The organism is Yoonia sp. D2-7 (genome assembly GCF_055809435.1).
The window spans coordinates 1385334-1406942 of the sequence record NZ_CM147912.1 but is presented as its reverse complement, the minus strand read 5'-3'; the positions used below and the strand labels follow the sequence as shown (position 1 = coordinate 1406942).

General features: G+C 50.8%; 18 protein-coding genes. 8 read left to right on the top strand and 10 right to left on the bottom strand.

The features are described from left to right. The first annotated feature begins 15 nt into the window (after nucleotides 1–15). Nucleotides 16–1254: an L-rhamnose isomerase gene (locus AC0L7R_RS06805; protein WP_473659795.1), complete on the top strand. Its 1239-nt coding sequence runs from the start codon at nucleotides 16–18 to the stop codon at nucleotides 1252–1254. Between the two features lie 103 nt (nucleotides 1255–1357). On the opposite strand, the gene AC0L7R_RS06800 is transcribed toward AC0L7R_RS06805, so the two are convergent. After that, a complete protein-coding gene (locus AC0L7R_RS06800; protein ID WP_473659793.1) occupies nucleotides 1358–2080 on the bottom strand; it encodes a MipA/OmpV family protein in 723 nt (240 codons plus the stop codon). A 145-nt stretch (nucleotides 2081–2225) separates the two neighbouring features. On the opposite strand from AC0L7R_RS06800, the gene AC0L7R_RS06795 reads away from it, so the two are divergent. The 4 genes from AC0L7R_RS06795 (at nucleotide 2226) to AC0L7R_RS06780 (ending at nucleotide 5255) form a co-directional block, all read left to right on the top strand. Beyond that, on the top strand, nucleotides 2226–3431 hold the full coding sequence (locus AC0L7R_RS06795; protein ID WP_473659791.1) for a helix-turn-helix domain-containing protein: 1206 nt from the start codon (nucleotides 2226–2228) through the stop codon (nucleotides 3429–3431). Nucleotides 3432–3549: 118 nt separating this feature from the next. Then, the gene (locus AC0L7R_RS06790) at nucleotides 3550–4584 is read left to right on the top strand and encodes an alpha/beta fold hydrolase (protein ID WP_473659789.1); all 1035 of its coding nucleotides are present in this window, start codon (nucleotides 3550–3552) and stop codon (nucleotides 4582–4584) included. Between the two features lie 70 nt (nucleotides 4585–4654). Continuing rightward, nucleotides 4655–4954, top strand: a complete 300-nt coding sequence (locus AC0L7R_RS06785) for a hypothetical protein (protein WP_473659787.1) — start codon at nucleotides 4655–4657, stop codon at nucleotides 4952–4954. 82 nt (nucleotides 4955–5036) lie between these two features. Continuing rightward, a complete protein-coding gene (locus AC0L7R_RS06780; RefSeq protein ID WP_473659785.1) occupies nucleotides 5037–5255 on the top strand; it encodes a hypothetical protein in 219 nt (72 codons plus the stop codon). Between the two features lie 860 nt (nucleotides 5256–6115). On the opposite strand, the gene AC0L7R_RS06775 is transcribed toward AC0L7R_RS06780, so the two are convergent. Continuing rightward, nucleotides 6116–6724 carry a hypothetical protein gene (locus AC0L7R_RS06775; RefSeq protein WP_473659783.1) on the bottom strand — a complete coding sequence of 203 codons (609 nt, stop codon included), beginning with the start codon at nucleotides 6722–6724 and terminating at the stop codon, nucleotides 6116–6118. Nucleotides 6725–6936: 212 nt separating this feature from the next. On the opposite strand from AC0L7R_RS06775, the gene AC0L7R_RS06770 reads away from it, so the two are divergent. Both AC0L7R_RS06770 and AC0L7R_RS06765 read left to right on the top strand, forming a co-directional pair. Beyond that, nucleotides 6937–9108, top strand: coding sequence for a calcium-binding protein (locus AC0L7R_RS06770; RefSeq protein WP_473659781.1), 2172 nt, complete (start codon nucleotides 6937–6939; stop codon nucleotides 9106–9108). Nucleotides 9109–10210: 1102 nt separating this feature from the next. Beyond that, nucleotides 10211–10867, top strand: coding sequence for an acyl-homoserine-lactone synthase (locus AC0L7R_RS06765; protein WP_473659779.1), 657 nt, complete (start codon nucleotides 10211–10213; stop codon nucleotides 10865–10867). A gap of 158 nt (nucleotides 10868–11025) precedes the next feature. Here AC0L7R_RS06765 and AC0L7R_RS06760 read toward each other — a convergent pair whose 3' ends face one another. Beyond that, on the bottom strand, nucleotides 11026–11460 hold the full coding sequence (locus AC0L7R_RS06760; protein WP_473659777.1) for a thermonuclease family protein: 435 nt from the start codon (nucleotides 11458–11460) through the stop codon (nucleotides 11026–11028). 162 nt (nucleotides 11461–11622) lie between these two features. Then, nucleotides 11623–12108: a hypothetical protein gene (locus AC0L7R_RS06755; RefSeq protein ID WP_473659775.1), complete on the bottom strand. Its 486-nt coding sequence runs from the start codon at nucleotides 12106–12108 to the stop codon at nucleotides 11623–11625. 399 nt (nucleotides 12109–12507) lie between these two features. Here AC0L7R_RS06755 and AC0L7R_RS06750 point away from each other — a divergent pair, with 399 nt between their 5' ends. After that, on the top strand, nucleotides 12508–13461 hold the full coding sequence (locus tag AC0L7R_RS06750) for an HNH endonuclease (protein WP_473659773.1): 954 nt from the start codon (nucleotides 12508–12510) through the stop codon (nucleotides 13459–13461). 159 nt (nucleotides 13462–13620) lie between these two features. Here the strand turns inward: AC0L7R_RS06750 and AC0L7R_RS06745 are convergent, their stop codons facing one another. From AC0L7R_RS06745 to AC0L7R_RS06720, 6 genes are all read right to left on the bottom strand, one after another. Continuing rightward, nucleotides 13621–15303: a cobalamin-dependent protein gene (locus AC0L7R_RS06745; RefSeq protein ID WP_473659771.1), complete on the bottom strand. Its 1683-nt coding sequence runs from the start codon at nucleotides 15301–15303 to the stop codon at nucleotides 13621–13623. A gap of 56 nt (nucleotides 15304–15359) precedes the next feature. After that, on the bottom strand, nucleotides 15360–15680 hold the full coding sequence (locus AC0L7R_RS06740) for a hypothetical protein (protein ID WP_473659770.1): 321 nt from the start codon (nucleotides 15678–15680) through the stop codon (nucleotides 15360–15362). A gap of 275 nt (nucleotides 15681–15955) precedes the next feature. Continuing rightward, nucleotides 15956–17653: a hypothetical protein gene (locus AC0L7R_RS06735; protein WP_473659768.1), complete on the bottom strand. Its 1698-nt coding sequence runs from the start codon at nucleotides 17651–17653 to the stop codon at nucleotides 15956–15958. After that, nucleotides 17650–19374 carry a hypothetical protein gene (locus tag AC0L7R_RS06730; RefSeq protein ID WP_473659766.1) on the bottom strand — a complete coding sequence of 575 codons (1725 nt, stop codon included), beginning with the start codon at nucleotides 19372–19374 and terminating at the stop codon, nucleotides 17650–17652. Before AC0L7R_RS06730 ends, AC0L7R_RS06735 begins: the two co-directional genes overlap by 4 nt. Before the next feature lie 313 nt (nucleotides 19375–19687). Next, nucleotides 19688–21250, bottom strand: coding sequence for a tyrosine-type recombinase/integrase (locus AC0L7R_RS06725; RefSeq protein ID WP_473659764.1), 1563 nt, complete (start codon nucleotides 21248–21250; stop codon nucleotides 19688–19690). After that, nucleotides 21250–21441, bottom strand: a complete 192-nt coding sequence (locus AC0L7R_RS06720; protein ID WP_473659762.1) for a helix-turn-helix transcriptional regulator — start codon at nucleotides 21439–21441, stop codon at nucleotides 21250–21252. The genes AC0L7R_RS06725 and AC0L7R_RS06720 overlap by 1 nt, the downstream gene beginning before the upstream one ends. Nucleotides 21442–21609 lie beyond the last annotated feature (168 nt).

Sequence of the window (21609 nt, the reverse complement as noted above, 5' to 3'; positions counted from 1 at the left end):
TCAGGGAGGATCATCATGAGCTATGAAAGCGCGAAAGCCGCCTTTGCCGATTGGGGCGTCGATACAGAAGCAGCCCTTGCAAAACTGGCAGGGATTCCGATTTCGATGCATTGCTGGCAAGGCGATGATGTCGTTGGCTTTGAAAAGAAGACCGGCAGTTCGGGAGGCGGCATTCAGGCAACGGGCAACCACCCCGGACGCGCCCGCACCCCAGACGAACTGCGGGCCGATCTGGAATTTTCATACAGCATGATACCCGGCAACCACCGGCTGAATTTGCACGCATGCTATCTGGACACAGACCAGAACCCTGATCGCGACGAGATTGAATTCAGTCACTTTGCGCCATGGGTAGACTGGGCTAAAGATCAGGGCCTCGGCCTTGACTTCAACCCGACATTCTTTGGCCATGCCAAGGCTGATGATAATTTAACACTCAGCCATCCGGATCAAGGAATCCGCGATTTCTGGATCGAACATGGCAAACGGTCCCGCGATATCGCGGCGCAGATGGGCGCGGCGCTTGGGTCGCCTGTCGTCAATAACGTTTGGGTTCCGGATGGATATAAAGACACGCCCGTAGATCGCTACGCCCCGCGCAAACGGTTGGAGCAATCGCTGAATGCAATGATGGCCACGCCGCACGACAAGGCGCAGATGCTGGATGCGGTGGAAAGCAAGCTATTCGGCATCGGCGTTGAGGCCTGCACAGTCGGTAGCCATGAATTTTACATGGGTTACGCGATCCGTAACGAAACCCTGTTGTGCCTCGACATGGGGCATTTCCACCCGACTGAAAACGTTGCTGACAAGCTCAGCTCTGTTGCCCTGTCGGTGGATGAAATCCTACTGCACGTCAGCCGCCCGATGCGCTGGGACAGTGATCATGTGATCCTGCTGGACGACTCGATCATACAAATGACGCAGGAGCTGGTGAGTGCCGATCTTTTGGATCGCACACACATCGGTCTCGATTTCTTTGACGCGACCATTAGCCGGACGGCAGCTTGGGTGATTGGCACACGCAACATGCAAAAGGCATTGCTGCGCGCGCTATTAGCACCGTGGGAGCAGTTGAAAACAGCCGAGAACGCCCTGGATTATACTTCTCGTCTCGTGGTGACTGAAGAAGTCAAAGACCTGCCATTCGGCGCGGTTTGGGCGGAGTTCTGTGATCGGATGGGCGTCGCAGAGGGCAAAACGCTCATCTCGGCCCTCGCTCAGTATCAATCGAGCGTAGAAAGTCGCGGTTAACAAATCGCGCCGCAACCGCGAAAATAGGTGGTATTCAAACCTATCTTGTGCGGACAAAACCAAGTGTGGTTGTGCCCTTATTCAGGCACAACCTGCTTTTAATCTAGAAACTCCACACCAGTCCTAAGCCCACACCCAATGCGGATGATTTACTGGTTAACGGGCTATCGATATTCTCGCCGATGTCTTCATAACCGATTTGGGCGACCGCTGTGATAGCGTCTGTTACAGCGTAGCCGATTGTAATGTCGGCGAAAGCAGTGGTGGTATCGTTAGCCGTATATGCGCGCCGGTTTGTGGTCGCTTCTACGTCACTTACACCGTAAAGAAATTGGTTCAGTTTGGCGGTTCGGTATCTCGCTCCAACAGACGCATCAAATTGCACATCTCCAACCAACGTTGTGTAACCAATGGTCACGTCGGCCTCAGTCCCGCCATGGGCGTCAGTGATATCTGTCAATGTGCTCAGACCGATATAGGCGTTTCCAAACGCGAGCTGCGTGCTGATCCCGGCCTCGACCGCATCATCACGCTTGAGCCCTGCGAACCGTGGGTTTTTATCGGGAAAGACGGGCGCGCTGCGGTTTCCCAAAACAACATCCAATTGTCCAAGACCATAGTCGTAGACTTGGTAGGACAACCCGTCGACGCCAATATGCAGCCTGTCAGTATCGTAGCTAATGATCGGGGCAAAGCCGACTTCCTGATCATCACCTAGATAAACATCTGTCGCACCCGTAGCGAAAACGCCGATTGTCCACGGCCCGTCCGCCGATGCGCTTGTGCCCGCACACATGAATGCCAACGCGAGAAGTCTTTTACACATGAAGTTTTCCTTGATTGAAATGTGATGTCTTTCAATCGGCAAAACCGTGTTCCACGTCGTCCATATCAACAGGGACGGACAGTTTGGCAGGGATTTTGAGCCTGAGCAGTCTGGCATCTGAGCATTGTTTGGGACAGGTTGCGGAATGAACCAAATTCTTGTCGAACTGATTAGTACCGCTACGATTGCGATTGCCCTTTTTGGTGTCGCATTTAGCTTGATGCAAACGCACTACCGTCATGTGAACCGTAGTTTTGCAGCTTTCCTGGCTTGTGTGGCCTGCAACAACTTACCAGACGCCCTATCGCGGATGTTGGACATGATGCAGGGCAGTTTTGTGCAATCCGTTAGCCTGGCACTTTGGCTATGTAGCGCATTGTGCTTGGCACCTACGCTGTGGATTTATGTCTATACCCTGACGTCCAATGCGCAAAGGTGGCCTAAATCACTCGGACGCCACTTAATCCTTCCGGTGCTCGGCGCTGTAGTAGGTGCCGCGCTAATAATCAGTCCTGACGAGACACGCGCATCTTTCTTCTCTGAGACTAGTCTACCGACCGAAGGATGGGCATTGGCAGTCCTCGCATCGATTGCTGTCCTTCAAGTCGCGCTTTATCCGCAGTTGGCGTTCTATCTCTATCTGATAGTGCGGCGCCTTGTGCAGTACAAACGCAAGCTGCGGGATGTCTATGCGAGTACTGAACAACATGAACTACGTTGGATTTATGTGATTGGTGGACTCGGGGGCTTGTACTGGGTCGCGCAATCGCTGATTTTGGCTGCTGCCTTAAACCCCAATTGGGCGTTTGTCCCAATGGCGATGCTCAGTTTATTTGGGTTAGCATTGTTTGCAGCGACAACGCTATGGGGGCTACGGCAACGCCCGCCCTTGGTGCCGGACGTTGGTGAAGACGCTGTCGGCCCGGCATCCACCAGTTCACCCAAATACGAAAATTCAGCTCTGAGTACGGAAGCTTCAGCCCGTATCGCGCGCAAATTGCGCGCCGCAATGGAAGTCGAGCATCTGCACCGCGATCCCAACCTGTCGCTCTGGGCATTGGCCCGTCATACCGGTGGCTCACCCAATTACATCTCCCAAACCTTGAATGAAATCATCGGTGAAAGCTTCTTTGATTTCGTCAACGGCTACCGCGTTGCTGAGGCGATGAAGTTACTCGCGACAACGGATCAAACCGTGTTGTCCATCACCTACGACGTTGGCTTTAATGCCCGGTCGTCATTTTACAACGCCTTCAAACGCGTGACTGGGCAAACACCGTCACAATATCGAAAAACAATGTCCGTCCGTGAGGGGATGGACGACGCAGACAGTGTGGTGCGTCACACCTGATCTCATTAAGATGATCAGGAGAACACAGATGAACGCCCGCCGATCCTTCACAATATTCTGGCACAGGCTAACTGCGCTGCCGCCCCAAAATTCTGCGCCCCGTCTGCGGACGAGCAAATTGACCCTCGGGTTCGCCTTGGTACTGTCGGCCTGTACGGGGCTTGCCGGCTTATCCAAGCGGCCACAAGATCCGGATGACAGGCGCTATAAAATCGAAACTGTACAATTTGCAGGCGGGTCTGGTGCGACCTTGGCGGGCGAGCTGACAATGCCGCACGTTGGTGGACCGTTTAAGGCCGTTGTGTTGATATCGGGTTCCGGACCGCAAGATCGCAACGAAGCATTGGCGGGACACAAGCCGTTTTTGGTGTTGTCCGATCATCTGACGAGGGCAGGTTTTGCGGTGTTACGTTATGACGACCGCGGATTTGGGGAAAGCACGGGTGATTACGACACCGCCGACCTGAATGATTTCGCCGATGACGCAGCAAGTGCGTTCCGCTACTTAGCTGCGCGCGCTGAGATCGACACCAATGCTATTGGCTATATCGGCAGTTCTGAAGGCGGCTATATCGCGCCTGTTGCTGCTCAGCAGACCGATCCAGCATTCATGGTATTTTTGGCCGGTGCTGCGCGGCCTCTATTGCCCGACGTCTTGGTCACACAAACAACTGACCTGTTACGCGCAGAGGGCGCGGACCCGGATCTGATCGCGCTTGCCGCACAGCAATACAGAGAAGGCTCCGCCATCTTGGCGCAAGACGCACCGTTGGCAAAAATACGCGGCGATCTCGATGATTATCTGAAAGGCCAAGGTCTGCGGCGTGCAGCCCGCAACGATTTTCTGGACCAATTCGCAACACGGTGGGGCGTCAGCTATGCGCGGCATGACCCTGTGGCGGCGCTCCGCGCATTGACCAATCCGGTGCTGGCATTGTTCGGCGAAAACGATCTGCAAGTTTCTGCCGAAACAGAAGCCCCCGTGATGCGCGCGGCCTTACGCCACCCGCGCTCGGAAGTGCATGTGGTCCCAGGGGCGAACCATCTGTTTCAACCCTCCGCAACGGGATTGCCGTCGGAGTACGCGAAAATCAACACAACCATATCAGTCAGCGTCATGGCCAAAATCAGCACATGGATCGCGGCAAACTAGCGTCCCTCACATCTACGACACACACCAATCCCTTCGGCTATGCGCCACAGACCCTAAACATGGAAACCTTATGAAACTTTTCGTCCTCACCGCCACAGCCATTTTGCTTACAGCCTGTGCATCAGAAACAGTACCTGTGGCCAAAATGAGTTGCACAGAATTGGCCCGCAACATCGGTAAAGCTACTCAAATCAGGGACACCGCCACGGTTGATAGTATTGCAGGTACAGTTGACATGTTGGCAGCCGAATCCACCGCAGATGAGATTGCAGGCGGTCTTGAATCGCTTGCAGGTGATTTGACACATGTCGCGGCCACGCAAGAGCTTGACGCGCTCAATCGCGCCTTTCGCCAAAATGGATGCAGCTGAAACTAACGTCTACCACTCACGCAAGCACGTGACTGGTCACCACTTGGCCTGTCGCACCCCTAAACCCCATTGGATGCCATAAATGCCAAACTATATCATGCGCCTCACCTTTTTGATCGGGATGACGCTCCTGACAGCATGTGAAAGGCCGCACGGCCCGATAACAGACCCGCATCCTCCGATAGAGGAGCGCATCACATTCGGTCTAGCCGGATTGGCGCTGGGAACCATTTTTCTCAGTGTGCTGCTTATCGATGGATTTTCGGATGGCGTCGAAGGAATCTTCTCTGGGGAACCGTAACCGCAACAATCTTTGCGCATGGGCATCTGCGGCCTTATGAGGAATCAAATCATTCGAATGGGATCGATATCGGTCCTTTTCGCCGTATTGGGTCATATGACGTTTCGACGAAGGAAATGCACCTCAGACGCTCAGTGAATGGGTAGCAATTTTAATCAATCACTCAGGGGTCCGTCTTGACACACATACACTGTCTTGCAGTTAACTTCGGATGGCTAATCTTGGCAATCGAGGCAAAAGTTCTGCGAGAACAAGATGCTCCGGCTGTTATGACGAATGTCTTTTTAAGAGCCATAATGGGTCAGCTGAATACTGGCTACAGCAATGTCCGCTTACCCTCGCTTTCATTGCACCGCATGCGGATGCAGCAAACGTCCGCTTCCCGCCCACCACTTCAAGTTTAAGGCAGTTTCTCCAGCACTTTAACCAAACCTTAACCACAACCAGCAACAGTTTTCCGGTCACTAAGGAGTAGTCACTTGATCGTTTTATATGCTGGGTTCACCGCACTTGTAGCCACACTATTTGCCGCCTCGTTCTGGGGTATCACGTTTGCCCACGCCTTGCTGCTGTACTACGTGGTTGGCGGGGGTGTCCTAGTGATGCATGTTATTCGGAGGCTGTGCGACCCACGTGATACCACCTGCAGCCAGGGACTTGACCGACTGACCAGCCACCAAGCCCCTGACTCTGAACTCAATAGCCGAACAGCTGAACAGCTGCACCTCGTCCGAAACCACGAAAGGATCTAGGCGGCCCAATTGATCCTGGTCGACATAGCGATCGGCAGCCAGCATCGAGTGTGGGCTGACGGCTACGGTTATCTACCATCACGTCAAAGTCCAACCTACAACGAGACTTCATCCATCTTTGACAATGAAACGACCTCGAAATTCACCACGTTCGGCGCCTGTATCGGCCAAACCTACGGCACTTCCTCCTAGGAATGTTGCATCTTCGTCATAGAAATCGCCTTCAAGCCGAATGCTGACATTGAGATCTTCAAGGTCTGAGACGTCCAGTTGTCCCTCAAGAATGCCTGAAAAGCTGTAATCTAGATAAGGATTTGCGGCAGCGTCGAAATTTGTCTGTTCAAGTGTCAGCACCCCCGCGATGAGCGAAGTATCACTAGTTACGAAGTCAGTTGCTTCGCCATCAAATTGCAAAGAGCCGGTTGAAAGGTCGGTTCTGATGGCAAGCACACCGGCCAAATCTATTGGTGCACCCTCACTCAGTTTGAGCGAGCCAGACAGAACTCCCTCATAGGCTGCAGATCCAAGGCTGGTTATCGAACTGGGGTTTGTAAAAGTAAGTTGAGAAACTTCGGAAACAAGCAATGTTTCTATCGCGAGGAGGCCTAAGTTTGGTGCCTGAACCATCGGATCTTCAAGAGCGACAGTGCTTCCGCCACACCCACTCAGTAAAGCTGGTGAAGTGAACAAAAGTAAATTTAGGTATCTGGCTGTCATCAGAGTAAAACCTCAAAATGCGTTCGTTCAGTTCTATATCGGGAATGTCTAAATTTCGGCTAAATGCGCTGAAAAAATAGCCAAAATTGCCGTGAAATCCGTGGCGCAAACTTTCGTAGAATTGGTCAGAAGCCCCAAGTTTCTGCCCTATTTGCGGCACAACGCTGCCTTGCCATTGAAGCACTTCCTCCAATGTAACACGGAGTAGATTGATGCTTAATTCGCGGCTGGAGATTTCAGTATCACACCAAACTGAGAAATCAGGGATAATCACCGATAAGCACTTCGGCAGCGTAATGGTTAACAAGTACGGTGCTGGGCTGCACGTCGAACAGGTAGATGAGCATGGGCTAGATTTTTTCCGGTTCCCTGGGGGCACAATTGCGGAACACTCCAAGGTCATCAACGGCACCTTGGTCCTCAACAGTCAACGCGTTACCCATGAAGCGTTGAGCGGAGATCGGTCAAATGTAGGCTTCGATCTTACCCATCCTGAATTGATCAGTCCCCTTGCATTGTTTGAGGAGGGAAATCCGGATGAACGTACTGGTGTTGTTACGTTTAGCGAGGCACTCGCAGTTAGCGTTGAACGCGGCACCGAGTTTAACTTAATTATCCCAGTTCAGCGCTATTTTTTGGACCGAGACCTGACTGATCCGGCAATTCTTGATCTTGCCATTGCGACTGCTCGTTCTGATATCGAAACCTTCACAGCCCGGTTGAAAGCTGGCTATTTCAACGATGGGATTTTACCAAAGACGTTGCTCTTCGATATTGGAAATGAGCCTTATTCTGACCCGTTCGGTTACGCGATCATTGCTAAAGAGATGATCGACACAATTGAGACTGAACTCACTGGAGCTGGGATCAATTATGAAATTGGCATTCAGATGGGCAACGGGTCGAATACTCACCGGAAATTGCTTGAAGATGGATACTTTGACGCTTTGCTAGATGAAGGTGAACCGGCACTGGAGAGCATGGCAGGTTTTGAAGCATCTGATCAACATCATGCCGAGTTGGATGAGAGAGTGTTGCTGGTCGACCAAGCGATGGCCCATATTCTGGACGACACGCTCTCAAGCATAGACTACGTAAGGCACCATCACCTCGCAGTTGATATCGAGATGCTCGACGATGAAGAAGCTATCTTCCATCAAAGGGAAGAGATAGCCAAATTCTGGCAAGATACCGTCGCTGCCTCAACCGCTGACCATGAAAGACCGGAATATTACGTCTCCGCTTGGACAACTGACGCAAGTAATTCGGATAACGTTGCCTACACCCTAGCTGGAGCAACGAACGTGTTGGGGATGTTTAAGAACTTTGCTGAAACCGGTGTAGATCGAGCCGCTCTGTGGGGCCTTGTTGCATCCTATAATTACGCACCACAAGACATGTTGCCGACGGTAGTGTCTGACTTCCGCTCTGACATAGTATCTCCATCGCTAAATTTACTTACCATGCTTGCTGAAAACATAACTGAAAGCGAGTACTTGGACGTCGAGAGCTCGTTTACTACGGATTTGCTGACGGATCAGCACTTTTTTGCATTTGAAGGTGAAGATCAATTTACGTTCTACGCGTCCGCCGGTGAACTCAACAACGACAAGCTGAACTTGGATCTAAGACTAGCCGGGGTGTCATTGGATATTGATCTCGACGTCCAACACTTGAAGATACTCGACGCGTCAAGCACAGGTCACTCCGAGATCGTGGATGAAACCTATACGATCCAAGATGGAGAATTGTCGGTCAGATTTGATCAGGACTATGAGATCGTTCAAATTGTGGCACAAAAAAATGTGACACTGTCGACATACGAACAAAACCTGATGAACAAGGTCGAAACCTCCATCCACGGACTGACGAGCCCCAATGAAATTCGTGGAAACGACAGGGGCAATAGTATTCTGGGGACTGAATTCTCAGATGTGATTTTCGGCAGAGCTGGTGATGACACCTTAAGTGGCGGAGGTGGCCGGACCAACTATTTTAGCGATGGACTAGAACTCGACAGCACCGATAGTTCCGATTTCCTATTCGGGGGCGCAGGTGATGACGTGTTACATGGATATGATGGCAGTGACGTCCTGCATGGAGGTGGTGGTGATGATTACCTCGTTGGAGGGGGCGGAGCCGATACGTTCATCTTTACGAAGGGTGATGACACCATTGAAGACTTTGACTATCGCCTCGACCAGCTAAAGCTTTCGGCAAGATATTTCGATGGAAATACGAATGATCTTGATCGCCTAATTTCGCATGAAGGTGAGGACCTAGTCTTTAACTTCGAGGGCGACCATTCCTTAACATTGCTAGGTGCAGGGCAACTAACTTCAGTTGACCTCAATCTTACCACAGATGCGGATCTGGTTTTCTGACAGAGTAAAGTAAGGTAGCCTCACCTTTGGGCATTAGTTCCTAAAATATCAACAATGTTAGGCGGTTAGTTAAATCTTTTGTTAACCCTAGCCTGTAAGGTTGATGCCCGAGCAGTCACTAAACTTATCAACTCAAAAAACATAAAATACTGTGTTCCCTGTAGCAGGGTCACCACGACGAAAAAGAGAAAAAGGGCGCCTCCCCGTATTCGGGGGGCGCTCCCTTTTAGAGGGTTCGAAATTAGTTTACAAAATTGGAACGACAGTAGTTGGCGTCGCCACAATCATCTTCCTGACGTGTTAGAGCGACCGTTGCGAGCACTGCTCGGATTGTCAGCCACTGGTCAATTAGTGCTTCCAGCTCTTCCTTTGATCCGATCACCATACCGGACTTAATCCTTCGTTCATAATCTGAATACATCTGAACAATTCCTTAAGATCTGAGCGCCTCTTAAGCTGGAATGGTAAATTTTGAGTTAATAGCGATCCGTTCCTTAGTACTTCGAGAGACATTCAGGTGAGCTAATCGAGACAGTCCATAGGTCAATATTTGCGAAGTGCCTTCACAAAGTGATCTGGTAACACTTTTGGTTCGACAGGACCTAGGCTGATTCCAAGCGGCGCTTGATAGTCATTTTTTCACACGGTCAGTCGTTAAACGCTGGAGGTAGGGTCAAAGGCGAGATCGTCTGTTCACGGGCGAAACGCTGAACCCTCGCCCCGCCATCTTCGAAAGCACGAAGCGCTAACCTTAAAAATGCTTCTGACGTCGCTGGGAAACCATTCTTGTTTGCTTCGATAGCTTCGTGAAAAGCCCGGAGTGCTTCTATTTGTTCATCAGACTTCATTATTTCACCACCATGTTTTCCGAAGACAGCTTTAACTTTTGCTTAATTGATTAAGAATTGATTAACGACAGAGGCCTTCCAAACATCGATGACATCTCGTCAGTCTTTGATTTTAGGGTTGGGGACGGTGATTGCTGCGAGCGTCCAGCACACTTTGGTTAACAATTCGTTAGGCCACCGTTGCGGTTGATTTGGACATTGTTAACCATATTCGCGCCATGGTTTTAGCTCCAAGCAACAAAGGATTTAGACCATTGAACCAAGAAGTTGAAAGAAGACTCCATATCGTTAGAGGTACGGATTTATGGTTAACACCAAAGCTGTCGGAGGGAATGTTTGAAGATAGAAGGGTACAATTCCGCGAACGATTAGGGTGGCCGGTTGATGTCGATTCATTTGGTTATGAACGGGACGCTTATGAGCAAGAAAACCCTCTCTATGTGATTGTGGCTGATGATAACGATTCACATTTAGGGTCGTTGAGGTTACTTCCGACCACCGGACGAACGATGATTCTTGATCATTTCCCTGAAGCAACCAACGGGAAAGCGATCAGATCTCCAGAAATCTGGGAATGTACGCGGTTTTGCTTGTCACCTGATAAGAGCGTAAAAGCCGGACTTGCCTTATTGACGGTCACTGCAAGGTTAATGCAAGAGGCCGGCCTCCGTCATCTCGTAGCGGTTTTTGATGAAAAAATGTCCCGTTTGTACCGAAAGCTCGGCGTGTCTCCTGAAGTCATTGGATCATTCGAATATGAGTCAGGAACAGTCACTGCTGGGCTATGGTCTTTCGATTCCGAGAGATTTGAAGCACTCAAGAAAGCGTCTGAAGTGGACACTCTTGAACTCGAGCTCGTGATCGCAAATACCGAAGTTCCGTGGAAAGTTAAGGCTTTCGAGAACTCATAAATAGATTACTGGCTTGGGAGTAGGATGCTTAATTTTCTAGCATCCTACCCTCAAAGCAAAAACCAGTTATAACACGTGATATTCTAGACGCTGACGCCTCCGTACGAAGCAAGTCCGACATGTCTTGTTAGTATCGGTTTTGGAGCGTCATAAAAAACTCACTCGCACCAGAACTCAGGTCCATCAGGCCAGTACCTCGCAAGGCCTTCTGCCACTAAGGTATCTGCAACGTCGACCCCAGCCACTCGAATTATCGCTAGTGTTCGACCATAGCGATCTGAGCCATGCCGCTCGATCGTTGCGTTTCCTTGGTTGAGCAATTGAACAAGCCGATCCGATGCACGACGTGCCAATTGCACCTCGACCGCACCGCCACAGATATTCGTAGTTGGTTCAGGAGTATCGTAACCCATAAGCCGGATTTTCTCTCCATCCTGCCAAATCGTGTCACCATCAACAACGCAAGTGTAGCGCGGGCCCGGACCACACTTTTCAATCGCGAAGGCAGGGAGGGCAATGCTGGAAAACAATGCTACGAAGCTCCCGCCTATTAGCCAATTTCGGCGAAACGGTGATGAGGAAATAGGTGACATCTTGGTTCGTCCTTTCACTTTCAACACAATGACTGGCAACAGGGAGAAGTAGGCCTTCATGCGATCGGCAAGCCAAAGTGCTCCATGCACAACTTAACTAAGGTTTTGCGGCCTGATGTAGCTCGGAATGGAACGCCATAGGCGGCGGATCCAAAGGTCCTTCTATTGTCTGAACGCAAGGCCAACCGAGAAATAGTCGGTACCAGCGGTGGCTTGAATGCTAAGATTTTCGGAGGAACGGTAGCCGATTAAGCCGTAACCACCCTCTTGCTCCTCATCATAACGATAGCCCGCTCCAAACTCGAAGGAGTCTGCAAGAAAGCTAATTTCTAACTTGCCATAGAAATCGGTCTCAGTAGCATCACAGTTCTCTGAATCGGCAAATTGACCATTGCTGGTATTCCGGCAGATGCTTGAACTCTCACGCCTAAATCCTTCAAGCTCTCCCGCGTAAATAAACCCGCCGATGATTGGCGAGATCCGTAGCGGCCCGTCGGAAAAGTGAGCGCCGATCCCAACTTCAGCACCGCTAACATCAGCGATTTCAGCATAGTTTATCTCCCCTGCAAAGCCGACTTCCTGAGCATGTAGGGAAGTCGATGAGAGAATGGAGATTGAAAATATAGTTGCAAAAAACTTAGTAGACACTTCTAGGAACCCCATGGTTTAATTTAGTAATTTCTCCTTCTTCGTGTAAATCGTTCATCTCGGCCAAGCACAACCTAAAATTTAAGATGGGTAGACGGAAACACGTTATTGCATATCCTCAGACGTTTTATTAGAGACACCAGTGCCTGTTTAGGCAGACGGTTCGACAAACGGGCATTTTTAATGTGTCAATCATGTGAGATCGGGCTGGATGGCCCCCACACCGACGGCCCAGACCTGCCGTTGGACAGATGTCCAAGCGCTGCGTTGCAACTTCTTCAAAGCAGACCTACAGCGAAACAATCCCAGGTGGTGCGAATCGCAATTGCCAAAGGCGCTCAAAGCAATTGTAATCGGCAGTAAGGATTGAGCTCTGATGCTCTGAAGGAGTGATGAAAAATGGTAGCTGAGCTTGAGAGCGCACTGTCGAAGTCGACGGGAAAGCACAGAGTTGCTTTGGACTGGTTCAATGAGCACAAGGGAGAGACCATTACGTGGAGCGATATCCAGGAGTTCTCCGCAGACCACAGCAGGTTGGTTAATCAAGCGAAAGGCATCTACAAACCCAAGTACTCCGATTATTCCTTGAGCCTTCGCACTATCCAGAACGGGCCCTATCCGGACAAAGATGTCGAGTACCGCTCAGATGGCAGCTGGGCCCTGCACTACTTCCAGGAAAACCAGAACCCCGATCAACGTGACCGCGAGGCCACCAACCGTGGTCTGATGAAGTGCATGGAGGACAAGATCCCGGTTGGAACCCTTGTGAAACGCAAACCTAAGCCGGGCGTCGCCTACCAGGTCCTTGGTCTCGGGCTAGTGACCAAATGGGAGGATGGGTTCTTCACAATCGAGGGGTTTTCCGACACCGGCGAAGTACATGATGCCGAACAACCTGATGCTACCCGGTTACGTGCGACCAATGGTACAAACACCGAGACATTCGACGCTAGGAATGATCAGGATTTGCGAGAGAAGGCCTTGGCACAGGTTGCCAGACGGAGAGGCCAAGCGGCCTTCAGGGCGGCACTGCTAGAAGCCTATGGCGGCAAGTGCTGTATAACAGGTTGCGCTCTCAAGGGCACGCTGGAGGCCGCTCATATCGCACCCTACCTCGGTGAACACTCACAACATGTTCAGAATGGGCTGCTCTTGCGAGCCGACATCCACACGCTCTTCGATTTAGGCTTGTTGGTTATCACAGATGGCTATCGCGTAAAGCTTTCGCCCATAGCCCTGGAAGACGATAGCTACGTCAACCTTGAAAGCAAACAGCTCGAACTGCCCTATGATCAGACACACTATCCAAGCCTGGATGCGCTCGGGCGTCACCGAAAATGGGCTGGAGCTTAACTACCGGCCCAAAGGGGCCGTTAGCGAGTTGGCATAACGCTGCGCTGCAGCTTCGCCAAAGCGGACATTGATCGTTAGCGCAGCATTTTGGGGCCTGAGGTCGGCTGTCTTCGAATTTGCAGGCGGCACTGATGCTTTCATCAAGCCACAAGGCCGTTCTCAACGAACGCCAACACCTCGCGCTTCAAATTCGTTTTCAGCAAAGGTCCAAGACTGATCAAAGCCGCCTGCAAGTCTAGCATCTTGCCTAGCACGGCGTCGCGTTCTCCGCTCTGGTTCGTTCCAAAAGGCTTCAAGCTGACGCGTTAGAATTTGTTCTTCTGCCTTCTCACGTTCGGTTAGAATTGCGAGATAACCTGAGTGCACAGCGATTTCATCGTAAGGTGTTTCTTCAAAGTAATCGACGGCGAGCCGCAAAGCTGTTGTCGCAGTTTTGTTTGATCGGGACACGATATATTGTAACCAACGCGTTTCTTCTCGTGACATCCAAGCCGCATGATCAACTTGGATACGGCTTTCAAAGACCATGCCACGTAAAATATGAGACAGCCCTTCTGTAGTGAAATTTCGCGTATGAAACGTCTCAAGCATCCAAGCATAAAACCTGTCCAGCTTGGTGTCCAGGAATTGATAGTCAGGTTCTTGCTCGGTGCCGATTAGCCTGCCTTCCTTTCCAAGTCGCTTTTCAATCGGTGTCCCCGCATAAGGGAGCATCCGGCAGAAGCCAGCGACTGACCAACCGTCACCGACAAAAGCATCCAAGAAATCGATGTTGTTTCTAACTTGGACGAAATCAGACCACGGATCCAAAAGCATGAACCCAAAATCGAAACTCAGTCCCGCGTCACGCAGCATGTTGCCGGCGGCAATGTGTTTTTCAGGCTTTAAGAGCTTGTTCATGTTCTTTAGTCCGGTCTCGTCCCCGGACTCTACACCCATGTAAACATGCGTGAGACCACCACGTTTCATCTGAGCAATGATATCAGGCCGTAGCTCATCAGAACGACAGGACATTTTCCAGGCTACATGTCCGCCTATATCGCTCTCAGCAATGCGGTCTGCAATTTCACCGGCCCATTGCCGCGCCCTTGAACCGGTTGCTAGAAAGTCATCGTCTTGAAAGAGGAACAGTGCAACCCCACGATCATGAAACAGGTGACGCATTTCTTCGACGACGTCTTTCGGAGATCGTAGGCGCCGAAGGGACCCTTCTTGAGCCTCATAAAAGGGTCGGATGGAGCAGAAGTCACAATTCCAAGGACAGCCGCGAGACCCCAACATCGCAGCTGTGGGTTGATCCGCACGCTCATAAGCAATGTCAGCGCGTTCAGGCCATGGCAACGTGTCGAGTTCCATGATTTGACCGCGCAGTGGATTTGAACGGACGTCGCCTGAAAGCAGTCTTGCCGCAAGCCCCGGTATTTTTGACCAATCCTGGTCTGTTGCCAACGCAGCTAAAAGGTCTGTCATGGTTGCTTCACCTTCGAAACGGATGACGCTGTCGATTCCGGGCGCGGCGTCCATAACGCTTTGATGATTGAAGGACGGAAAATGGCCACCGACTGAAATATGTGCTGTCACACCAGCTTCGCGTAATGCTTCAATGACGTCTGCAAACTGGCGAGTCATGAATTGAAAGATGAGTGAAAAGCCTATGAAATCCGGCTTCTTTTGACGAACAGCTTCTAGGATTGGCCTTGGATCTGCTTCGAATGTTTGAATTTCTGTATCGTGGCCAGCGGACTGAGCTGAGGACATTAGGTAACGCAAACCAAGGTTGTCTTGATCTTGGAAGCCAATGAAGAGGCATCTCAAATGGCGGGAAACGGAACTGTCTAGCATTGGATTTCTCCTGAACCGGTGAGATCGTGGCACGATCCCACCGTGTGTAAAGTAGGTTACCGTGCACGATCGAGCGCCTCTTTGAGAATGCCCTCCATACTGTCAAGTTTTTTGCGGGCAAACGCGACATCAGCAATCCGGCTTTCAAGCTGAACCTTAGAAAGGCGATCAAGCTCGAATGGGGCTGGGTCTGCAATCGGACCAATGCCACCAATGAAACCGCCAATGCCTCCGCCGGAAAATCCACCGCCGTCTGGCGCCGGATCGGCAACGGTTCCAATATCGATACCGCCACGAGCGAAAAGCCCTTCGAGTGCGTTTAGTCGCGCGACGATAAGAGTATTTTGGGCCACGAGTGACCTGACAAATTTGTCCATATCTGGCTTCCATTTTTTTGATTGAATTACAGCCCAGCGGTCATTATGTGACGTGAGGGCAGCGCAACTCTAGCGCGAAAAGAGTGTTCGCCCTATTGTGGTTTTCCGGACTTGACAAGTTGATTGAAGACTAATCCGTAGGCATTGTAGTCGGAAATGGTTTCTACGGCCCAAACCGGCCATGGAAGAACCAGCCAAAATGCTGCGGCGCATCTCTCCAGAGCAGACATTCGCTGCAAATGCCAATTCAGATGATTTACCTGAAAACCTATAAGCTATCCCTGAACAAACCAAAAGTTGGGCGGAACAGGCACGCGGTAATGTCTACACGCAGTTAACAGCATAGGCGACAACCCAAACTTGACAGCGCTCATTTCACCGACTGCTGGACATGCTTTGATGGCTTGATAGAGTGTTTCAGCCAATGCATCGTGGCCCTTTTGAGGGGAGAGATCAGTGACACAAATCCCATGATCAGTGTTTCCGGTCCAGATATGATCGTCCGTGTTTTCATCAGGGAACCATGCTTGGTGAGTACAATTGGGGATCTTATTTTGGAGGCGTTCAGTAAATTCTGTTACATTGTCGAGGTCAGTGGCGTGATGTATCCATAGATAGAGGAACGGATACAGAATGCTCCCGACACATGCCTCATCACGGTAGGATTGATCAGAACTGGCTGGGTGAGACAGCAAATCACTGTAGTCATGGCGACAGGTTGGGTACTGAGAATTTGTTATCAAAGCAAATGTCGTTTTACCGGAAATTCCTTCCAACCAAGGTAAGAAGCGAGTTACCGTACCGGTCTCTTGCGCAAGGTACATGACCAATGCGATCTCAATCATATGATCGTCTTTAATCGGCGCGTTGAGTGTCGGATTTGCGTTAATTACTGAGACAATCGTATCCAACGTTCGGGCCGTCGTCTCAGCAAATGATTGCGCAAACTCAGGATCTGCCTTCGATAGGATCTTTGAAAAATGATCTGTCCAAATTCCGCGTACCGCTAGCCTACCCAATAGCTCAAACATGGCTAGGTTGACGTCCACTGACTCGCGAGACCGTACCGCAACGGAAAGAGCGTGCAGCTTGTTACCGTGAGCATAAGCGGTCTTGGAAAAATACATTTCAGAAGTCGTCAAGTACAACTTAAGAAACTGATCCAAGATCAACGTCAGTGTCTTTTCGTATTTTGTGGGTTTTTCCTTCGGTTCATTGACCCTAACCGCATTCCAGCAAAACAGTAACCCGAGCTCTGAAACCCGATAGGTACTCTCCAAGTTGTCGGCTTCTACTGCCCATGCTGTGACCGCGTGCAAACAGATGTACGCTTGGCGGAGCCTTAGCAGTTGAGCTTTCTGCTCTGCTTGCCCTTCCAACAACAAGTCACTTAAAAACGCACGTGTGTAATCGTAGCAAGCAGCAGGTTCGTTCACCATTGCGATGGCTTTTTGAAAATTGCGCCGAGGTTCTTCTTCCAACAATTCCCGCGCCAATAAACTACGCATCATAAGTTCTGCTAGACGATCTCCATCCCACAACTTGTATGCGATGTCGTCGGTGGTATTCGTCTCAGTGAACCCAGCCCAGTTCATCAAGACTGTTTCCTCAAGTTCCCCACCACAACATAGGCAGATCTTCACGGGGAGTTCAGCATGCTCTTTGGAAACGTTACTCCGCAAATAAACTTCACGAGCTTCGTTTAATTCCGCACGAACGGCCTGAGCTCCTCCGTCCCAATCATTTCGCCTTACGTTCCCGGCCTTGATCACAAAAAGATAGAGATAGCTTTGTTTATCCTCACCTTTGATTTTTCCAACCGCAGCAATATCGACGCCATTTTGCCTTGTTCCGATCATCGGCGTGTTGAGTACGCGGAGCCCAATTTCTGAAAGCAAGTTTGGCAAAACGGCTTTATCAAGGTCGCCTCGCTCCTTTAGGGATGCAAGATACTCTTTCAAAATTATTTTCATCGCATGATCCGTTTCTCTAGACGGAACGTGGTCAAAGTTTCGTGGAAGCCTACCGGATCGACAACGGAAAGCCTTGGCAACTCAGTACTATAAGAAAATTCAGCAAGAGGCGTGATACTTGGCTTTTTCTTGTCACCCCCGCCATATATCATTGTGAAGCTTTTTTTCCCATAGAGTAGCGTGGAGTGACTGACTAAGTCGGCAAATATGGACCGTTTGTGGGCCTGTTTTTGGATATCCCGGTTGCGTTCATGATCCTTAGCTGCCGCTGCACGCCGCTGCGCGTTCGTTGGGAGAAGCTCAACAAGGCCGTTTGTTTGCTCAAGGCCCTTGATGTACGTGTCGTGCTTAGCTAGCAGCCTTTGAGCGCATTGAGCGATCCGCTTCGAAGAACTGCTGCGCTGAGTAACCAGAAAATCTCGCAGTTCACCTCCGTAGCTCAGCAAGAGTGGATCAAACAGAAGTTCCTCGACCTCCTTTCTTGCGGCTTCCTTTCCGCTCTTTACAACTCCCAACAATATCGACGCGGCCGTCACTTCATGAAGCCATAGATGGCCGATGCACTTCCTTGCCATAAAAACTTGGTCAATTGCATTGCTCGGTAGATCAACCTTCGAAAGTTCAACAAGTTTGCCTTTCCTCCCACCTGCTCCAACCATGTCGGCAATGAACGAACATAGCGCGAATTGGCCGTCAGTTAACCAGCTAGAAAACAGTTTTGAAGCATTACTTTGATCCTCCCAAATCCAGCGGCAAAAATGGTAATACTCACTTGCTTCAGTTGGTTTCGGTAGTCTTGGGATTTGCTTTGCAAAGACATCGACAACTTTCTCCAATGGCCACCTTTCGTCCTTTGTATGCAAGGCGTGGTCCAAATGGTTAAGGATCGCCGCCGCAGGAGCAGCTTCCGACTTTGCAGCTTCCAAGATCTGAGCGATGCTGTTCGAGATTAAGCCTCTCGGGTGGTAAAAGAGCATTGCCGCGAGTAGCGCAAGTTCGGTGTCCTTTTTGGCGTTGACTACGCCCGATATGATATCCGCCTGAAGGTAGGGCTCAGATTGGCCCAATTTTTCCCAAGTCTTGAAGGCGGTTTCAATGGCTGATGATCTCACATCCTGATCTGCCTCTTCGCTCAACTTTTTGAAACACTGATCTATGAGTTGCTTCTTGTTTTCTTTATCTTTCAAATCGAGTCTCCCGAGTGAACGCAACCCGACTGCGACCACTGCTTTGTCTGAATGATCCAATAGTTCATATGCGATTTGTGGGTCCCCAAGGCCTTGGATCGCAAACGCGCAATGTGCCAAACATAGCTGATCCAGAGACATGGCTCCCGAGACAATCCGTTTGGCTTCCTCGGGGTTTGCACTGGACCACTTTACCAAAGATAGGTTCGGCCTGCCTGCCACTCCATCTGCGCCAGCTTTCTTCACCAGCGTGTCGACAAATTTCAGTATTTCTCGGTAGGAGCATTTCAACCCAGGAATTGACTGATCCAAGGGATGAAAGACCATCCAAAAGTTATTGTGCTCAAGCTGCACAATTGCCGTCAAATTGCCATCGGCGACTAACGAGATTTGCCCCAAGTTGTGCATCTCACACAAAATTGGCCCGCATTCGATGCGCCTTACACGACTTTCCAAAGAAAGGATGCAGTCAATCAGTTTGCCGCTTTGATCAGCGCCGGCGAGTGCTTTCTTTATGGGGGTTAGGTCATTCACCGACAAAACTCTCACTAGTTAAAAATCTCTGGAAGCTACCGTATAGGGTGTACTCGTGGGGTTGAATTTGCAATCCCAATCAATGACCGCTTTTGGCGTTTCAATTTTTCAGTGAGCGACCGCAGCGGACTTCTGCTTTCCGCCCGATGTGTCAAACGGGCATGTCTGCTTTGGCGCTGGGAGCGGTCATTAGAAGCGTTTCGCACGAGCGACTACAATGGGCCTTTCGCGCCTGCGAGTGATCGTCGATAAGCGATCACCTCATTAAAGCGGGACACAGCCTTCCAAATCATATCGCATTTCGCGCCCGCCATTATAGCCGTTGTTTGCGACGTCCGATGTGTTCCATCACCTCATCAACGAGCGCGATTTTAGCTTCATCAGTCATCTGAGGAACATCCGATGCGCGGTCGGTTCCTATATTTTCCAAGACGTCAAACCGCTGATCTTCGGGCATCGTCCCGTAATGGCGTTCCGTGATCTGTTCAGTTTCATGACCCATGTTCAATGACCAAGCCTTCCGTTCTTGATGGGTCAGTGGACGCGCGTCGCGCTCCGCTCCGATCGTGTGCTTGGCGGCATGCGGCGTATAGGGAACTGTTAGGCCACGGCTGGCCACTTTGAACGCATCCGTCACGGCATATGTCGTCGACATTATCGGGATCTGTTTCGCCAACTCCACTTTGTGCTTCAACCACTTGGCATCTGGGAACAGCGCATCGTTGTCTTGGAAGCCCAACATCCGAAGGCGCTCAATCCATTCCACAACGATCTCCTCAAAGGTTTTGGCTATCGGGAACCAGAATATGGTGATGCTTTTGCCAGCTTTGGTCCGAGATACCGCTCCGTCCTGTATGATCAGTCGTTGCTCGATCTGAATGTGGCGCAGCCGAAGTGACGCGATCGTGTCAGCCCGTAATGCCCCGAGAAACGCCACGGCAAAAATTGCACGCGACCGCATCTCCGTGAGTGAAGCAGATGGCATGTCCAGCAGCAGCTGTTCGGCGTCGCCAATGCTCGGAAAGTCTTTCTGTTTCGTCTGCGCCGACTTCGCGAGGATCGCCTTAGGCACAACCAAGTAACCCCGAAAGTCACGGGGCAAGCGTCTGTACCCTTCCTGGCCAATCAACCAATCAAAAAACGAGCCGAGGTATGAGATCGTGTGTTTGATCGATGAGGCCGATATCTTGTCATCAGCAGTGACATCGGCGCGCCGTTTGAGATCATCACGTACCGCTGCAAAGTCGTCGATACGTAACTTACCGAACGACTTCCCCGACAGACATTGTTCAAAATACCGGATCGCAGCGAGATGCTTTACGATGGTTTTTTCATCATAGCGTCCGGCATAGCTCTGCCATTTGTGAATGATGCGATCGTTCTCCGAGGAGTAGATCGCGCTTTGATTACCGACGTTAATCCAAATACCCCCACGCAAGTCCGTCTTTTCTTCGCGACAGCAGTCCGTGGGGATATTGGGATTGCGACAATCTTGAACGCTGTCGCAATCAGTCTCATGCGTTATCTTTTGGACCTTGGATGAACATGACGGACAGGCCGCCTGCAGCATGGGACGCCCATTCGCTGCACGGATTTTAGCCACGGCCTCCGGACCAGGCTCGACCGATGTTTGGCACGTCCGGCACCAAAACTCGGCAGGCAAAAGTTTGCGGCCTTTCAACGACCGTTGATGCTTGTGGAACGCGACAACAACAGCCCCACGGAACACATATGGCTTCTGCGCATCAGAGGGCAGTAACCCTTCCCTCACCCAGTTAGAGACCGTATTGGCGGTAACGCCGTACGCGATCATCAGCTGCTCGACCGAGTAGACGCGGTTCTTCTTGAGGAACACACTTTTGTAGGACTTTGCCATTAGCCCGCACCCAACTTCGTTGCTGCGCGCTTTTTGCGTTCGGCTTTACGTGCCTTCGCTTCAAACTGAACGAGGTCGCTGAGCTTCCAGCGCGATGTGCCCGCGCTCAGCTTGACGGGTGTCGGAAACGTTGGCTCATTGGCCAACCAACGCCAAACCGATGCGCGCGAGACGTCGTAGCGTTTTGCCACTTCGCGATCCGAAAGAAAGCACTCAGCGCAGGTCTCGCAGCGAGGTGTTTTCTTCTGACGAGGCACACGAGCCGATTTTGCCGGGTTCGGCTCTGATGAGAACAGGTTCAACTGACTATGAGATGAAGTTACGGGCACCACTACACCCCCAAAACTTGCAGGCTGCCG

Excerpts from the sequence above, each read along its gene's own strand:
- AC0L7R_RS06805 (WP_473659795.1), top strand. The coding sequence starts at position 16 with ATGAGCTATGAAAGCGCGAAAGCCGCCTTTGCCGATTGGGGCGTCGAT.
- AC0L7R_RS06800 (WP_473659793.1), bottom strand. The coding sequence starts at position 2,080 with ATGTGTAAAAGACTTCTCGCGTTGGCATTCATGTGTGCGGGCACAAGC.
- AC0L7R_RS06795 (WP_473659791.1), top strand. The coding sequence starts at position 2,226 with ATGAACCAAATTCTTGTCGAACTGATTAGTACCGCTACGATTGCGATT.
- AC0L7R_RS06785 (WP_473659787.1), top strand. The coding sequence starts at position 4,655 with ATGAAACTTTTCGTCCTCACCGCCACAGCCATTTTGCTTACAGCCTGT.
- AC0L7R_RS06780 (WP_473659785.1), top strand. The coding sequence starts at position 5,037 with ATGCCAAACTATATCATGCGCCTCACCTTTTTGATCGGGATGACGCTC.
- AC0L7R_RS06775 (WP_473659783.1), bottom strand. The coding sequence starts at position 6,724 with ATGACAGCCAGATACCTAAATTTACTTTTGTTCACTTCACCAGCTTTA.
- AC0L7R_RS06770 (WP_473659781.1), top strand. The coding sequence starts at position 6,937 with ATGCTTAATTCGCGGCTGGAGATTTCAGTATCACACCAAACTGAGAAA.
- AC0L7R_RS06760 (WP_473659777.1), bottom strand. The coding sequence starts at position 11,460 with ATGTCACCTATTTCCTCATCACCGTTTCGCCGAAATTGGCTAATAGGC.
- AC0L7R_RS06750 (WP_473659773.1), top strand. The coding sequence starts at position 12,508 with ATGGTAGCTGAGCTTGAGAGCGCACTGTCGAAGTCGACGGGAAAGCAC.
- AC0L7R_RS06745 (WP_473659771.1), bottom strand. The coding sequence starts at position 15,303 with ATGCTAGACAGTTCCGTTTCCCGCCATTTGAGATGCCTCTTCATTGGC.
- AC0L7R_RS06740 (WP_473659770.1), bottom strand. The coding sequence starts at position 15,680 with ATGGACAAATTTGTCAGGTCACTCGTGGCCCAAAATACTCTTATCGTC.
- AC0L7R_RS06735 (WP_473659768.1), bottom strand. The coding sequence starts at position 17,653 with ATGAAAATAATTTTGAAAGAGTATCTTGCATCCCTAAAGGAGCGAGGC.
- AC0L7R_RS06725 (WP_473659764.1), bottom strand. The coding sequence starts at position 21,250 with ATGGCAAAGTCCTACAAAAGTGTGTTCCTCAAGAAGAACCGCGTCTAC.